Here is a 14,147-nt window from a genome sequence, read left to right as displayed (position 1 = left end):
CGGTACCGCGTCCTCGTTCACTGCCCCGTGCCCGTGGTGGGCAGGGGGTGCCCCATCCGCAGCCGGGCACGGCAGGCGCACCCCTCAACAGTAGGCCGCAGAAGGCTTCCAGGGGCAGCGGTCGCCCACGGTTGCCCGAATGCGTCCCGGCCACCCGTATGCATCTGGTATGCGCTGAACGGGTGGCCTTCAACCGCTACTCCTCGGTCGGAAGCGCCGCGTCCGCCGCCGCGTCCGGCCCCTGTTCGAGCAGGACCGCGAACCCGTCCTCGTTCAGAACCGGAACCTTCAGCTGCATCGCCTTGTCGTACTTGGATCCCGGGTTGTCCCCCACTACGACGAAGGAGGTCTTCTTGGAAACGGAGCCCGTCACCTTGGCCCCTCTGCTCTGCAGGGCCTCTTTCGCGCCATCTCGGGTGTTGTGCTCAAGAGTGCCGGTGACGACGACCGTGAGGCCTTCGAGGGGACGCGGTCCCTGGTCCTCGCCGGCGCCCTCCTCCTCCATCCGCACCCCGGCGGCCCGCCACTTGCGCAGGATCTCGCGGTGCCAGTCCTCAGCGAACCACTGCTTGAGCGAGGCCGCGATGATCGGCCCGACGCCGTCGGTGGCGGCGAGCTCCTCCTCGGTGGCCTGCTCGATGCGGTCCATGGAGCGGAACTCGCGGGCCAGCGCCTCCGCGGCGACGGGCCCCACATGGCGCACGGACAGGCCGGTGATGACGCGCGCGAGCGGCCGCTCCTTGGCCGCCGCGATGTTCTCCAGCATGGACAGGGCGTTCTTGCGGGGCTCGCCCTGCTGGTTGGCGAAGACCGTGGCGATCTTCTCCTCGCCGGTCTTCGGGTCCCGCTTGGGCAGGCCGCTGTCCTGGTCGAGGACGTACGCCCGGATCGGCAGCAGCTGCTCGATGGTGAGGTCGAACAGATCGCCCTCGTCGGCGAGCACCGGCTCGGCCGGCTCCAGGGGCTTGGTGAGGGCGGCGGCCGCCACGTAGCCGAAGTTCTCGATGTCGAGGGACTTGCGGCCCGCGAGGTAGAAGAGGCGCTCGCGCAACTGGGCCGGGCAGGACCGGGCGTTCGGGCAGCGGAGGTCGATGTCGCCCTCCTTCATGGGCCGCAGCGGCGTGCCGCACTCGGGACACTCGGCGGGCATCACGAACTCCCGCTCGCTGCCGTCGCGCAGGTCGGCGACCGGGCCGAGGATCTCCGGGATGACGTCGCCCGCCTTGCGCAGGACGACGGTGTCCCCGATGAGGACGCCCTTCTTCTTGACGACGTCCTGGTTGTGCAGGGTCGCGAACTCGACCTCGGAGCCGGCCACGGTCACGGGCTCGACCTGTGCGTACGGCGTGACGCGGCCGGTGCGGCCGACGCCGACGCGGATGTTGACCAGCTTGGTGTTGACCTCCTCCGGCGGGTACTTCCAGGCGATGGCCCAGCGCGGGGCGCGCGACGTGGAGCCGAGGCGGCCCTGGAGGGGAATCTCGTCGAGCTTGACGACGGCGCCGTCGATCTCGTGCTCGACGATGGAGTGGCGGTTCTCCCCGAAGTGGGCGATGAACTCCCGTACGTCCTCGATGCTGTCGACCACCCTGTTGTGCCGGGCGGTGGGCAGGCCCCATTCGTGCAGCAGCTCGTAGGCCTGGGAGAGGCGGTCGATGTCGAAGCCCTCGCGGGCGCCGATGCCGTGCACGACCATGTGGAGCGGGCGGGTCGCGGTGACGCGGGGGTCCTTCTGGCGCAGTGAACCCGCCGCCGCGTTGCGCGGGTTGGCGAAGGGCTTGTCGCCGGCCTCCACCAGGCGCGCGTTGAGTTCCTCGAAGCTCGCCATGGGGAAGAAGACTTCGCCGCGGATCTCGACGAGTGCCGGGACACGGTCGCCCTTGAGGCGGTGGGGGATCTCCGCGATCGTGCGCACGTTGGGAGTGATGTCCTCGCCGGTGCGGCCGTCTCCGCGGGTGGCGGCGCGGGTGAGCCTGCCGTCCTCGTACGTGAGGTTGACCGCGAGGCCGTCGATCTTGAGTTCGCACAGGAAGTGGTAGTCGGGCGTGCCGACGTCCCGGGCGATGCGGTCGGCCCAGGCGGCCAACTCGGCGTCGTCGAAGGCGTTGTCGAGGGAGAGCATGCGCTCGCGGTGCTCGACGGCGGCGAACGACGTGGACACGGCCGCGTACGAACCCGCGACCTTCTGCGTCGGCGAGTCGGGCGTGCGCAGCTCGGGGTACTGCTCCTCCAGCGCCTCCAGGGAGCGCAGGAGCTGGTCGAACTCGCCGTCGCTGACGACCGGCTGGTCCTTCACGTAGTACCTGAAGCGGTGCTCCTCGACCTGCTCGGCGAGCTGCGCGTGCTGCTCCCGTGCCGTCGTGGGCACCTCTGCGGGCTGTGCGTGCTGCTGTTCGCCGGCCACCGTCTCGTCCTCCCGTTTGTCCCTGTGCGGACCTGGACCCGTCACTCTGGGTTGTCCGCGAGTGATCTCGCCGCCCGGACGCAGTGGGCGAGCGCGGCGCGCGCGTACGCGGGAGAGGCCCCCGCGAGACCGCACGACGGAGTGACCGTGACCGACTCCGCGAGGGAGCCGGGGTTCAGCCCCAGCCTGCGCCACAGCGTCCTGACTCCCATGACGCTACCGGCAGGGTCTGACAACGGGCCGTCCGTGCCCGGCACGACACCTGCGAAGAGCCGCGTGCCTGCCTCGACGGCCTCACCGATCGCGTCGTCGTCACGTTCGGTGAGCAGCGAGAAGTCGAAGGAGATGGCGTCGGCGCCCGCGCGGCGCAGCAGGGCGAACGGGACGTCGGGGGCGCAGGAGTGCACGACGACGGGCCCGTCGTGGACCGAGACGACCTCGCGGAGCGTGCTCTCCACGAGCTGGCGGTCGACGGCGCGGTGGGTGCGGTATCCGCTGGCGCTCTTGATCTGGCCGCGCAGTACAGCGATGAGGGACGGCTCGTCGAGCTGGAGCACGATCTCGGCGCCGGGGACGCGGCGGCGCACGTCGTCGAGGTGGAGGCGCAGGCCCTCGGAGAGCGAGCCGGCGAGGTCGCGGCAGGCGCCTTCGTCGGAGAGGGCGACCTCGCCGTTGCGCAGTTCCAGGGCGGCGGCGAGCGTCCAGGGGCCGACCGCCTGCACCTTCAACGGCCCCTGGTAGCCCTGCGTGAACTCCTCGAGGGCGTCCAGGTCCTCGCCCATCCAGGACCGGGCGCGCCGGGTGTCGCGGCCCGGCCGGTCCCCGAGGCGCCAGCCGCTGGGCTCCACGCGCGCGTAGAGCTCGACGAGCAGTCCGGTGGTCCGGCCGATCATGTCGGCGCCGGGTCCGCGTGCGGGCAGCTCCGCCAGATACGGAAACTCCTCGACACTGCCGGTGACCGTCTTGGCCGCCTCGCGCGCGTCGCCACCGGGCATCGATCCGACACCGGTGGCCGGCCCCGGCCTGAACTTGCTGTTTTCGCTCACCCGCGAAGCGTACGTAACGGGGCCGGGGCCGGCTCAAGCGCAGGTGGACCGAGACGGGTCCGTCAGCGGCCGGGGCGCACCGTGAGGTCGTTGACCTCGGCGTCGCGCGGCAGGTCGAGGGCCATGACGATCGTCGTGGCGACCGACTCGGGGTCGATCCAGCGGGCGGCGTCGTACGGCTTGCCCTCCTGCTGGTGCACCTTGACCTGCATGGCGCTGGCCGTGCGGCCCGGGTAGACCGATGTGACCCGCACGCCGTTGCCGTGCTCCTCCTGGCGCAGGGAGTCGGCGAGCGCCTTCAGGCCGTGCTTGGAGGCGGCGTACGCGGACCAGTCGGCATGCGCGCTGAGGCCCGCACCGGAGTTGACGAAGATCACGTGGCCGTGGGCGACGCGGAGCTGGGGCAGGAAATGGCGGGTCAGCTCGGCGGGGGAAACCAGGTTCACGTTCAACTGGTGGCGCCACGACTTGGGAGTGAGCTCGCCGACCGGGCCGAGGTCGACGACACCCGCGATGTGCAGCAGCGAGTCCACCCGGTCGGGCAGTGACTGGTGCGAGAACGCCCAGGAGAGCTTGTCCGGGTCGGCGAGGTCGCCGACGAGCGTGCCCGCGCCGGGGAACTGGGCCGCGAGTTCCTTCGCGCGGGCCGCGTCGCGCGCGTGGAGGACGAGTTCGTCCCCGCGTGCGTGCAGACGGCGCGCCACGGCCGCGCCGATACCTGATCCGGCCCCGGTGATCACATGTGTTGCCATACGGGCCATGCTCGCATTAGAGCGTGCCGACTGATTCCTCCAGGTAGGCCAGCGCGCCGACGGGCTCCTCGGCGAAGAAGACCAGTTCGGTGAGCGGCAGCGGCAGGAACCCCTCGTCGTCCATGCGGCGGAACTGCTCCTTGAGGCCGTCGTAGAAGCCCGCCGTGTTCAGCAGGACGACCGGCTTGGAGTGCTTGCCGTGCTTCTTCAGCTCGAGGATCTCGGTGGCCTCGTCGAGCGTGCCCGTGCCGCCCACCATGATGACGACGGCGTCGGCCTTCTCCAGGAGCAGCGCCTTGCGCTCGGCGAGGTCACGGGCGATGAACATCTCGTCGGCGTTCGTCCGCGCCTTGGCGGCCAGGAAGTCCACGGAGACGCCCACCAGGCGCCCTCCGGCCTCCTGCGCGCCGTCCGCGACGACCTTCATGAGCCCGCTCTCCGAACCTCCCCAGACGAGCGTGTGCCCGCCCTTGCCGAGCAGTTCGGCGAACTCACGGGCGGGGCGGGTGTAGCGGTCGGAGAGGTCGGCGGCGGAGAGAAAGACGCAGATGTTCATGCGTCCTACGGTACGGGGGAAGAACGGCGCCCTTTCCGGTGCTGTGCCTGGTATGGCTGATGGACACACGATCACGATCGAGCAGGGCACCGGTTCCGTACGCGTCGTCCACGGCGGGGTGGTGCTCGCGCAGAGCACGCGTCCGCTGCTGCTGCGCGAGACGGGCTGTCCCGTGCGCTACTACATCCCGCCGGCGGACGTCCGCGTCGATCTGCTGACCCCGTCCGACACACAGACGTACTGCCCCTTCAAGGGAACGGCGTCCTACTGGTCCCTGCCGGACGCCCCGGACCTGGTGTGGTCGTACCCGGACCCGAAGCCGGACGTGGCCGAGATCAAGGACCACCTGTGCTTCTACGAGGTGGAAACCGCCTGACCGCGTGATGAGTTCCACCGGGCGGGGGAGTCTTCACGTTCATGGACAAGAAGACGAACTCCCCGGACGGCACGGCCATCGCGTACGAGCGCACCGGCGCCGGTCCGGCGGTCATCCTGGTGAGCGGCGCCCTTTCGGCGGGCTCGTCGATGGAGCCGCTGGCCGCCCGGCTGAGCGGCGGACTCGACGCCGTCCCGTACGACCGCAGGGGCCGTGGCGCGAGCGGTGACACGGCCCCGTACGCGGTCGCCCGCGAGGTGGAGGACATCGCGGCGCTCATCGACGCGGTGGGCGGCAGCGCCGCGCTGTACGGCATGTCCTCGGGCGCGGCGCTGGCCCTGGAGGCCGCGGCGAGCGGGCTTGCGGTGACCCGAGTCGCCGTGTACGAACCCCCGTTCGCGCTCGACGAAGGGGGCGGCAAGGAGCGCGCGGAGTACACACGGCGGCTGTCCGCGCTCCTGGCCGACGGCCGCAACGGGGACGCGGTGGAGCTGTTCATGTCGCTCACCGGCACGCCCGCCGAGATGATCGCGGGCGCCCGGCGGTCACCCTGGTGGCCGGACATGGAGGCGGTCGCGCCGACCCTCGCCTACGACGACGCCGCGATGGGGGACGGTCTGGTGCCGCGGGAGCGGCTGGCCTCGATCACCGTGCCCCTGCTCGCCGTCGCGGGCGGGGCGAGCCCCGCATGGATGCGCGAGGCGGCGCGCACGGTGGCGGAGGCGGTGCCCGACGGGACGTACCGCACGCTGGAAGGCCAGACCCACGCGGTGGATCCGGACGCGCTCGGCCCGCTGCTCACCGAATTCTTCTCGGCGTAGGCCCGCCCGTCCCGTGAGCGACGGACGGGACTGGGCGGACTAGGCGACGGCCTTCGCGCGCGTGGTCGTCGCGATCGTCGCCGAGCCGACCACGCGGGTGCCGTCGTAGAGCACGATGGCCTGGCCGGGAGCGACGCCGCGAGCGGGCTCGTCGAAGGTGACGGTCAGGGTGCCGTCGACCAGCTCCGCCGTCACGGGCGTCTCGTCGCCGTGGGCGCGCAGCTGCGCGGTGTACGTGCCCGGTCCCGAGGGGGCCGTGCCGCACCAGCGGGGCTTGATGGCCGTGAGGGCCGTGACGTCGAGGGAGTCGACGGGGCCGACCGTCACCGTGTTGTTCACCGGCGAGATGTCGAGGACGTAGCGCGGCTTGCCGTCGGGGGCCGGGGTGCCGATGCGCAGCCCCTTGCGCTGGCCGATCGTGAAGCCGTACGCGCCCTCGTGCGTGCCGACCTTGCTGCCCGTCTCGTCGACGATGTCGCCCTCGGCCTTGCCCAGGCGCGACGCCAGGAAGCCCTGGGTGTCGCCGTCCGCGATGAAACAGATGTCGTGCGAGTCGGGCTTCTTCGCGACGGCGAGGCCACGCCGCTCGGCCTCCGCGCGGATCTCGTCCTTCGTCGTGACCGTGTCGCCGAGGGGGAACAGGGCGTGCGCGAGCTGGCGGTCGTCGAGCACCCCGAGGACGTACGACTGGTCCTTGGCCATGTCGGAGGCACGGTGCAGTTCGCGGGTGCCGTCCGGGTGCTCGACCACCTTCGCGTAGTGGCCGGTGGCGACGGCGTCGAAGCCGAGGGCGAGCGCCTTGTCGAGGAGCGCGGCGAACTTGATCTTCTCGTTGCAGCGCAGGCAGGGGTTCGGGGTGCGCCCGGCCTCGTACTCGGCGACGAAGTCGTCGACGACGTCCTCGCGGAACCGCTCGGCGAGGTCCCAGACGTAGAAGGGGATGCCGATCACGTCGGCGGCCCTGCGGGCGTCGCGGGAGTCCTCGATGGTGCAACAGCCGCGGGCTCCGGTGCGGAACGACTGCGGGTTCGCGGAGAGGGCAAGGTGGACGCCCGTCACGTCGTGGCCCGCTTCCGCCGCGCGGGCGGCGGCGACGGCGGAGTCCACGCCGCCCGACATGGCGGCGAGGACGCGAAGGGGGCGGGTGCTCTGCGGGGTCTGCGAAGTCATAGCTCTAACAGGGTACGGGGCCGCGGGAACCGAATCCCGCGAGTATCCGTTGTGGATCTCGTACGACGTGAACGGGGGCGGGTCGTGGGAGCACAGGGAAAGTCCCGGCGGAAGTCCGGGGGCCGCGCGCAGCGCGACGGTGACCGGGGGGTCAGCCGGCGGACGCTGCTGATCGGCGGCGCGGCGACGGCCGTCGGTGTGGGCCTGCTCGCCCGCAGCGACCTGGCGCACATGTGGTGGCAGATGCCCGGCGTCGACAAGCCGCGCAAGGCCGGCGAGGTCGACTTCAGGGGCGCGGAGTGGGTGGCAGCGGCGGCGGCGAACTGGCGCCGGGCGGACCGCCCGGCGGACTACACGATCGACCGCGTGATCATCCATGTCACACAGGGCAGCTACCAGGGCACGCTGAAGGTCTTCAAGGACCCGTGGCACGGGGCGGCCGCGCACTACGTGGTGCGCAAGGACGGGCACATCGCGCAGATGATCCGCGAGCTGGACGTGGCGTTCCACGCGGGGAACAAGGACTTCAACGAGCGCAGTGTGGGGATCGAGCACGAGGGGTTCGTGGACCGCCCGGCCGACTTCACGGACGCCATGTACGCGTCCTCCGCGCGGCTCACCGCCGGGATATGCAGGCGCTACGGGATACCCGTCGACCGCAAGCACATCATCGGGCACGTCGAGGTGCCGGGCACGGACCACACCGATCCGGGTCCGCACTGGGACTGGGACCGGTACATGCGGCTGGTGAAGCGCGCCCATGAGGAAGGGCGCACGGCCAAGGCGTAGGCCGCCGGTCGCGGGCCGGACACACCCTGGCCCAGCCCGGCGTCAGCCCGGCCCGGCCGTCAGCTCGGCGCGGTCAGCTCACCTCGGCCGGCCGTCAGCTCAGCCCGGCCGTCCTGGCCCGCTCCACCGCCGGGCCGATCGCGTCCGCCACCGCTGCGACGTCCGCCTCGGTCGACGTGTGGCCGAGGGAGAAGCGCAGGGTGCCGCGGGCGAGGTCCGGGTCGGTGCCGGTGGCCAGCAGTACATGGCTGGGCTGCGCCACACCGGCCGTGCACGCGGAGCCGGTTGAGCACTCGATGCCCTGCGCGTCCAGGAGCAGCAGCAGGGAGTCGCCCTCGCAGCCGGGGAAGGTGAAGTGGGCGTTGGCGGGCAGCCGGCCGCCGGGGGCCGGGTCGCCGCCGAGGATCACCCCGGGGACGGCCGCGCGCACGGCGTCGACCAGATCGTCACGCAGGCCGCCGATCTCACGGGCGAACCACTCGCGCTGTTCGGCGGCGAGCCGCCCGGCGACGGCGAAGGCGGCGACGGCCGGCACGTCGAGCGTCCCGGAGCGCACATGCCGCTCCTGACCGCCGCCGTGGAGCACGGGTACAGGGGTGTACTCGCGGCCCAGGAGGAGTGCCCCGATGCCGTACGGGCCACCGATCTTGTGGCCGGAGACAGTCATCGCGGCGAGGCCGGACGCGGCGAAGTCGACGGGGAGCTGACCGTAGGCCTGGACGGCGTCGGCATGCAGCGGGACGCCGAACTCTGCGGCCACGTCGGCGAGTTCACGGACGGGCTGGACCGTGCCGATCTCGTTGTTCGCCCACATGACGGTGGCCAGGGCCACGTCGTCGGGGTTGCGGGAGATCGCCTCGCGCAGGGCGTCCGGGTGCACACGCCCGTACGTGTCGACGGGCAGGTACTCGACGGTGGCGCCCTCGTGTTCACCGAGCCAGTGCACGGCGTCGAGGACGGCGTGGTGTTCGACGGGGCTGGAGAGGACGCGGGTGCGGGCGGGGTCCGCGTCGCGGCGGGACCAGTACAGGCCCTTCACCGCGAGGTTGTCTGCCTCGGTGCCACCCGAGGTGAGGACGACCTCACTGGGGCGGGCGCCGAGGGATTCGGCGAGGGTCTCGCGGGACTCCTCGACGGTGCGTCGGGCGCGCCGGCCCGCTGCGTGCAGCGAGGACGCGTTGCCGGTGACGGCGAGCTGGGCGGTCATCACCTCGACGGCCTCCGGGAGCATCGGAGTGGTCGCGGCGTGGTCGAGGTAAGCCATGGTGGGCTCGATTCTACGAGCCCCGGTCCCGGTGCTCCGCGCCGCGTGGGGTCCCGTCCCACGCGGAGCGTGACAGGGGTCAGCCCGTGAGGCTCCAGGACAGCGTGTGGTCTGCGGCGACGAACGCCGCGAGGACCGCCAGGTCGGCCACGCCGAGCCCGAGTCCGAGCAGCGCACGGCCACGGCGGGCGGTGCCGCGCCACAGGGCGAGGCCGGCGAGCACGATGGCGACAGGGCCGAGGAAGAGGTTGAGGACGAGCAGTCCGAGCAGCCCGAGGACGAACGAGGCGACGGCCATTCCGTCGGCGTCGCGCGCACCGGCGCGGGCCTGCTCCGCAGCGGCCGTCCCGGCCACGGCGTCGGTGTGGGTGCTGGTGCCGGTGCTGGTGTCAGCGGTGATGTGCATGGTGGTACCCCCTCTTGGATCAGACGTGATCAGACGTGATCAGACGCGATCAGACGTGATCGGGCTGATGACTCAGTGCTGGTGGCGTCGCCGGGCGGTCCGCTCGCGCACGGCGAAGACGACCAGCCAGATGCCGATGACGGCGGCGGCGACGAGGGTGACGGGAAGAGGCGCGTGGGCCACGGAGCCCAGCGCGACGCCGAGCAGAAGCAGGGCGGCTACGAGGAACAGCATGAGTGCCTCTCATGGTCGGGTCCGTGACGGTTGGGATTACAACCGTTCACTGACTCCCGAGTCTAGCGCGCGCACGGCTTCCGAATTACAGAGAACAAGTGTTAACTGCATGGCATGAGTCACACCCTCGGCGTCCGGCAGGCCCAGAAGCAGAAGACCCGACAGGCGCTGCTCGACGCGGCGTTGGAGCTGCTCGAGGACCAGAGCCTGTCGAGCCTGGGGCTGCGCGAGGTCACCCGGGCCGTCGGGGTCGCGCCGACCGCGTTCTACCGGCACTTCGACTCGACGGCCGAGCTCGGCGTCGCGCTCGTCGAGGAGGCGCTCGGCAGCCTGCACGAGACGATCAGCACGATGCTGACCCAGACGGGGAGCAATGAGGAACGCCTCGGCCGGACGGTCGAGTTGATCGCCCGTCTGGTCCGCACGCACCCCTCCCACGTGCGCTTCATCGCGCGTGAGCGGCACGGCGGCGTCCAGCGGGTGCGGGATGCCATCGGCGGGCAGCTCACGCGGTTCACCGAGGAGGTGACCGAGGGGCTGGCCGCGGACCCCGTGTCCGCCGGCTGGAGCCGCGACGACCTGCGGATGCTCGCCTGGCACTACGTCGAGCACATGGTGATGACCGCGTGCGTCTTCCTGGAGACCCCGCCGGAGCGCATGGACGCGGCGATCGACCTCGCCACACGGCAGTTGCGCCTCGTCAACCTCGGCAGGGCACACTGGCTGGACTGACACCGGCCCACCGGTGACCTGCCGCGGACGCCCGCGCCCCCACACCCCCGGCCGGGACAAGCCCTAGCCTGAAACGCATGACCGCCGACTGGAATCTCGACCGCTCCTACGCCAGTTCGTCCGGTGACGTCGCCTGGGCCGCGCGCGGCCCCGCGGACGCGCCGCCGGTCGTCCTTGTCCACGGCACGCCCTTCTCGTCGTACGTCTGGCGCGGCCCGGCCCGCGCGCTCGCCGCCCGGCACCGCGTGTACGCGTGGGACCTGCCCGGGTACGGCGCCTCGGCCAAGCACGACGGGCAGGACGTCTCCCTGGCCGCCCACGCCCGTGTCCTGACCGAGCTCCTCGGCCACTGGGGCCTGGACCGGCCCGGCGCCGAACCCGCCGTCGTCGCCCATGACTTCGGCGGCTGCGTCGCCCTGCGCGCCCGCCTGCTCCACGGCGCGCGCTACGAGCGGCTCGCGCTCGTCGACCCGGTGGCGCTCGCCCCGTGGGGCTCCCCCACGTACCGCCATCTCGGCGCGCACGCCGAGGTGTTCGCCCAGCTCCCGCCGGCCCTGCACGAGGCGCTGGTGCGCGAGTACATCAGGTCGGCGAGCCACCGCGGCCTGCACCCGGCGACACTCGACCGACTGGTCGCACCCTGGTGCACTCCCGAGGGGCAGCCCGCCTTCTACCGTCAGATCGAGCAGAACGACCAGCGTTTCACCGACGAGATCCAGGGCCGGTACGGGGAGTTGGACCTGCCCGTGCTCATCTGCTGGGGCACCGACGACACGTGGATCCCGGTCGCGCGGGGGCACGAGCTGGCGAAGCTGATCCCCGGCGCCGAGCTGCGGCTGATCGAGGGCGCGGGGCATCTCGTGCAGGAGGACGCACCCGCCGAACTGACCGGTGCCGTCACGGAGTTCCTGTGGGCGGGCCGTACACGCCGGTGATCGCGGCGGCGCAGCGGGCCAGTTCCTCACGGATCTCGGGCGGGCCGGTGACCTCGACGTTGTCGGCGAAGGACAGGAGTGAGCGCGCCTCGCGCACCTCCCCGTAGCCGAGGCGCACGGTGATCCACTCGCCGCGGCCGTCGTCGTCGGGCGGCGCCGTCAGCGCGTTGCCGCACAGCCGCAGGAACAGGTCGAGGTGGGTGCGCCGCACGCGCGCGGTGGCTTCGACGGCGCCCGGCCTGTCCTCGACCTGACGCTTCAACACGGCCCAGGCGTCGACTAGTTGGACCCCCGGGCGCCGCCGTACGGGCGCGTCCGTGAGGGTCGCCTCGCGCACCCGGTCCGCCCGGAAGAGCTGGGGCTCGGCGCGCCGGTCGGCGACGAGGTACCAGACCCCGGCCTTGGAGACGAGTCCGTACGGATCGACGGTGTAGGTGCGGGGCGTGTCGGTGCCGCTGTGCCGGTAGCGCAGGCGCAGACGCCGCTCGGCGAGCACCGCCTCCTGGAGCACGCCCAGGTCCACGGCGGGCATGGGCCCGCCCCGCCAGCGTGACGCCTCCACGAGGATGCGGCGGCTGGTCAGCTCGGCGGCGGGACGATGCGGTTCGGGCAGCGCGGCCATCACCTTGCGCAGGGCTGAGCGGAACGCGGAGTCGAGACCGAGCGCGCTGTGGGCGCCCTGGGCGGCCAGGATGAACAGGGCGCGCGACTCGTCGGCGGTGAGTCCGGTGACGTCCGTGCGATAGCCGGGCAGCAGGGCGATGCCTCCGTGCCGGCCGCGCTCGGCGTACACCGGGACGCCGCTGGCGGAGAGCGCCTCGATGTCGCGGTAGATGGTGCGCACGGACACTTCGAGCCGCTCGGCGAGTTCGGGGGCGGCGACGCGCCCACGGGTCTGGAGCAGCAGCAGGATCGAGAGCAGCCGGTCGGATTTCACATGTCAGAGGATCTCGCGGCGCGCGGCGCCCGAGGGCGCCGGGCTCACGTCACACCCCGACCCTGCGCACGCCGTGCGACCGAGCCCCGTTCAGCTCAGCTTCGCCCGCGCGAGCTGACGGGACTGGGCCACGAGACGGTCCTCGCTGTCCCAGACCTCGGCGTCCTCCTCCAGGAAGCCGCCCGCGAGGTTGCGGGTGGTGATGGAGACGCGCAGGGGGCCGGGCGCGGGGCGGCAGCGCACGTGGACGGTCAGTTCGACGGTCGGGACCCAGCCGGTCAGGCCCATCTCGAACGCGGTCGGGGGCAGTGCGTCCACGGCGAGGAGCAGGGAGAGCGGGTCCGCGTCGCGCCCGTCCGCGAGGCCGAACCAGGCCCGCATCTCGCCCTTGCCGGAGGGCGCACCGACCGCCCAGCCGAGCGTGGCCGGGTCGAGCTTGAGGGCGAGCCGCTCGGTGATGGCGGAGCTGCCCTTGATCGGCGTGGGGCCGTCCTGCGCGCCGAAGCACTGCTCGACCGGCGGGAGGTGCGGGGGCTTCGCGGTGGTGCGGACGTCGTCCGGGAGCGCGTCGAGGTCGCCGTAGGAGGCGAGGACGCGGATCCGCTCGACCTCGGCGCCCTCGTCGTCGTACTGGAAGAGGGAGGCCTGGCCGGTGGAGAGGGTGCGGCCGGTGCGGACCACGTCGGTCCTGATCACGGCGGGTCCTGGCCGGGACGCGGTCAGGTAGTGCGCGGAGATGGTGAACGGGTCCCTGTGCGGCAGCGCGTCACCGAGGGCGCGGCCGAGCACGGCCAGCAGGTAGCCGCCGTTGACGGCGCTGATGATCGTCCAGCCGGCCGAGAGGTCGATGTCGTACACGCCGGGCTCGCGCCGGGTGACCGCGGTGTCGCGGTCGAACTCACTGTCGCCGATGACCGCCTGCGCGGCGGACGATACCTGTGCCATGCAGGTACGGTACAACAGGAAACTACTAAGCGGTAGCTTTTATCGCGAGCCGAGCGCCGGGACCCCGGTCAGGGCGTCTCCTCCGGCACCTCGGCCGCCGACGACCTGCGGTGCCAGGCCCGCGGCGCCCGCCAGTGGTAGCGCATCGCCAGGAGCCGCAGCACGAACGCCGTGATGACCGCGGCGCCGCTGCTGAACGCGGACAGCACGTCGAAGCGGATGCACAGGACGATGATCGTCGACCCGACGATCGCCGGCACCGCGTACAGGTCACGGTCCCAGCGGACCAGGGACGGGACCTCGTTGGCGATGATGTCACGCAGCACGCCGCCGCCCACGGCAGTCGTGAGGCCGAGCGCCGCGGAGGCCGTGAGCCCGAGCCCGTAGTCGTACGCCTTGACCGTGCCGGTGACGCAGAACAGGCCGAGGCCCGCCGCGTCGAAGATGTTCACCGCGACCTGGGTGCGCTCCACCTCGGGGTGCAGGAAGAACACGAGGCCGGCGGCGACCAGCGGGGTCAGGAAGTACCCGAGGTCGGTGAACGCGGCCGGCGGGACGGCACCGATGATCACGTCACGGAACAGCCCCCCGCCCAGCGCGGTGACCTCGGCGAGGACGGCGATGCCGAAGACATCGAAGTTCTTGCGGACCGCGAGGAGAGCGCCGGAGATCGCGAAGACGAAGATCCCGATGAGGTCCAGCCAGTGCTGGACGGAGGGGGTGAAGAGTTCCAGAAGCACCCGACATTGTTACGCACCGCCGGGTGCCCCCCGAGCCAGG

16 protein-coding genes are annotated in these 14,147 nt (G+C 71.9%); 5 read left to right on the top strand and 11 right to left on the bottom strand.

The window, feature by feature from the left end; genetic code table 11:
- Nucleotides 1-196 precede the first annotated feature (196 nt).
- From ligA to LGI35_RS30095, 4 genes are all read right to left on the bottom strand, one after another.
- Nucleotides 197-2,404 (bottom strand): NAD-dependent DNA ligase LigA, encoded by a 2,208-nt coding sequence (ligA, locus tag LGI35_RS30110; protein WP_227297334.1) that lies wholly within the window; start codon nucleotides 2,402-2,404, stop codon nucleotides 197-199.
- A 41-nt stretch (nucleotides 2,405-2,445) separates the two neighbouring features.
- The gene (locus tag LGI35_RS30105; protein ID WP_227297333.1) at nucleotides 2,446-3,450 is read right to left on the bottom strand and encodes a methionine synthase; all 1,005 of its coding nucleotides are present in this window, start codon (nucleotides 3,448-3,450) and stop codon (nucleotides 2,446-2,448) included.
- Nucleotides 3,451-3,512: 62 nt separating this feature from the next.
- Nucleotides 3,513-4,211, bottom strand: coding sequence for an SDR family oxidoreductase (locus LGI35_RS30100; protein WP_227297332.1), 699 nt, complete (start codon nucleotides 4,209-4,211; stop codon nucleotides 3,513-3,515).
- A gap of 7 nt (nucleotides 4,212-4,218) precedes the next feature.
- A complete protein-coding gene (locus LGI35_RS30095; protein ID WP_227297331.1) occupies nucleotides 4,219-4,758 on the bottom strand; it encodes an LOG family protein in 540 nt (179 codons plus the stop codon).
- 52 nt (nucleotides 4,759-4,810) lie between these two features.
- Between LGI35_RS30095 and LGI35_RS30090 the strand changes: the two genes are divergently transcribed.
- Both LGI35_RS30090 and LGI35_RS30085 read left to right on the top strand, forming a co-directional pair.
- Complete coding sequence (locus tag LGI35_RS30090) at nucleotides 4,811-5,134, top strand: DUF427 domain-containing protein (RefSeq protein ID WP_227297330.1); 324 nt, start codon at nucleotides 4,811-4,813, stop codon at nucleotides 5,132-5,134.
- 41 nt (nucleotides 5,135-5,175) lie between these two features.
- Complete coding sequence (locus LGI35_RS30085) at nucleotides 5,176-5,955, top strand: alpha/beta fold hydrolase (protein WP_227297329.1); 780 nt, start codon at nucleotides 5,176-5,178, stop codon at nucleotides 5,953-5,955.
- 39 nt (nucleotides 5,956-5,994) lie between these two features.
- Here LGI35_RS30085 and mnmA read toward each other — a convergent pair whose 3' ends face one another.
- Nucleotides 5,995-7,125: a tRNA 2-thiouridine(34) synthase MnmA gene (mnmA, locus tag LGI35_RS30080; protein WP_116509612.1), complete on the bottom strand. Its 1,131-nt coding sequence runs from the start codon at nucleotides 7,123-7,125 to the stop codon at nucleotides 5,995-5,997.
- Between the two features lie 84 nt (nucleotides 7,126-7,209).
- Here mnmA and LGI35_RS30075 point away from each other — a divergent pair, with 84 nt between their 5' ends.
- Nucleotides 7,210-7,914, top strand: coding sequence for an N-acetylmuramoyl-L-alanine amidase (locus LGI35_RS30075; protein ID WP_227297328.1), 705 nt, complete (start codon nucleotides 7,210-7,212; stop codon nucleotides 7,912-7,914).
- Nucleotides 7,915-8,008: 94 nt separating this feature from the next.
- Here the strand turns inward: LGI35_RS30075 and LGI35_RS30070 are convergent, their stop codons facing one another.
- The 3 genes from LGI35_RS30070 to LGI35_RS30060 all read right to left on the bottom strand — a co-directional run bounded on the left by LGI35_RS30070 (nucleotide 8,009) and on the right by LGI35_RS30060 (nucleotide 9,818).
- Nucleotides 8,009-9,178, bottom strand: a complete 1,170-nt coding sequence (locus LGI35_RS30070; RefSeq protein ID WP_227297327.1) for a cysteine desulfurase family protein — start codon at nucleotides 9,176-9,178, stop codon at nucleotides 8,009-8,011.
- A gap of 79 nt (nucleotides 9,179-9,257) precedes the next feature.
- Nucleotides 9,258-9,476, bottom strand: a complete 219-nt coding sequence (locus tag LGI35_RS30065) for a DUF4190 domain-containing protein (protein WP_227300589.1) — start codon at nucleotides 9,474-9,476, stop codon at nucleotides 9,258-9,260.
- Nucleotides 9,477-9,656: 180 nt separating this feature from the next.
- Nucleotides 9,657-9,818: a hypothetical protein gene (locus LGI35_RS30060; protein WP_165914619.1), complete on the bottom strand. Its 162-nt coding sequence runs from the start codon at nucleotides 9,816-9,818 to the stop codon at nucleotides 9,657-9,659.
- A gap of 114 nt (nucleotides 9,819-9,932) precedes the next feature.
- Here LGI35_RS30060 and LGI35_RS30055 point away from each other — a divergent pair, with 114 nt between their 5' ends.
- On the top strand, nucleotides 9,933-10,550 hold the full coding sequence (locus LGI35_RS30055) for a TetR family transcriptional regulator (protein WP_227297326.1): 618 nt from the start codon (nucleotides 9,933-9,935) through the stop codon (nucleotides 10,548-10,550).
- Nucleotides 10,551-10,627: 77 nt separating this feature from the next.
- A complete protein-coding gene (locus LGI35_RS30050; protein WP_227297325.1) occupies nucleotides 10,628-11,485 on the top strand; it encodes an alpha/beta fold hydrolase in 858 nt (285 codons plus the stop codon).
- Here LGI35_RS30050 and LGI35_RS30045 read toward each other — a convergent pair.
- The 3 genes from LGI35_RS30045 to LGI35_RS30035 form a co-directional block, all read right to left on the bottom strand.
- Nucleotides 11,448-12,422, bottom strand: a complete 975-nt coding sequence (locus LGI35_RS30045) for a helix-turn-helix transcriptional regulator (protein ID WP_227297324.1) — start codon at nucleotides 12,420-12,422, stop codon at nucleotides 11,448-11,450. The genes LGI35_RS30050 and LGI35_RS30045 overlap by 38 nt on opposite strands.
- Before the next feature lie 90 nt (nucleotides 12,423-12,512).
- Entirely contained in the window at nucleotides 12,513-13,367 is an 855-nt protein-coding gene (locus LGI35_RS30040; RefSeq protein ID WP_227297323.1) for a thioesterase family protein, read from the bottom strand.
- Between the two features lie 68 nt (nucleotides 13,368-13,435).
- Entirely contained in the window at nucleotides 13,436-14,107 is a 672-nt protein-coding gene (locus LGI35_RS30035; RefSeq protein ID WP_116509627.1) for a trimeric intracellular cation channel family protein, read from the bottom strand.
- Between the last annotated feature and the right edge of the window lie 40 nt (nucleotides 14,108-14,147).

This window comes from Streptomyces longhuiensis (assembly GCF_020616555.1).
Lineage (GTDB): Bacteria > Actinomycetota > Actinomycetes > Streptomycetales > Streptomycetaceae > Streptomyces > Streptomyces longhuiensis.
The sequence above is the reverse complement of the archived record's forward strand: the minus strand, read 5'-3'. Positions and strand labels throughout refer to the sequence as shown.

Coding starts and splice junctions, on each gene's coding strand:
- LGI35_RS30040 (WP_227297323.1), bottom strand. CDS start 13,367: ATGGCACAGGTATCGTCCGCCGCGCAGGCGGTCATCGGCGACAGTGAG.
- LGI35_RS30090 (WP_227297330.1), top strand. CDS start 4,811: ATGGCTGATGGACACACGATCACGATCGAGCAGGGCACCGGTTCCGTA.
- LGI35_RS30060 (WP_165914619.1), bottom strand. CDS start 9,818: ATGCTGTTCCTCGTAGCCGCCCTGCTTCTGCTCGGCGTCGCGCTGGGC.
- LGI35_RS30095 (WP_227297331.1), bottom strand. CDS start 4,758: ATGAACATCTGCGTCTTTCTCTCCGCCGCCGACCTCTCCGACCGCTAC.
- LGI35_RS30085 (WP_227297329.1), top strand. CDS start 5,176: ATGGACAAGAAGACGAACTCCCCGGACGGCACGGCCATCGCGTACGAG.
- LGI35_RS30050 (WP_227297325.1), top strand. CDS start 10,628: ATGACCGCCGACTGGAATCTCGACCGCTCCTACGCCAGTTCGTCCGGT.
- LGI35_RS30065 (WP_227300589.1), bottom strand. CDS start 9,476: ATGGCCGTCGCCTCGTTCGTCCTCGGGCTGCTCGGACTGCTCGTCCTC.
- LGI35_RS30055 (WP_227297326.1), top strand. CDS start 9,933: ATGAGTCACACCCTCGGCGTCCGGCAGGCCCAGAAGCAGAAGACCCGA.
- LGI35_RS30100 (WP_227297332.1), bottom strand. CDS start 4,211: ATGGCCCGTATGGCAACACATGTGATCACCGGGGCCGGATCAGGTATC.
- LGI35_RS30070 (WP_227297327.1), bottom strand. CDS start 9,178: ATGGCTTACCTCGACCACGCCGCGACCACTCCGATGCTCCCGGAGGCC.
- mnmA (WP_116509612.1), bottom strand. CDS start 7,125: ATGACTTCGCAGACCCCGCAGAGCACCCGCCCCCTTCGCGTCCTCGCC.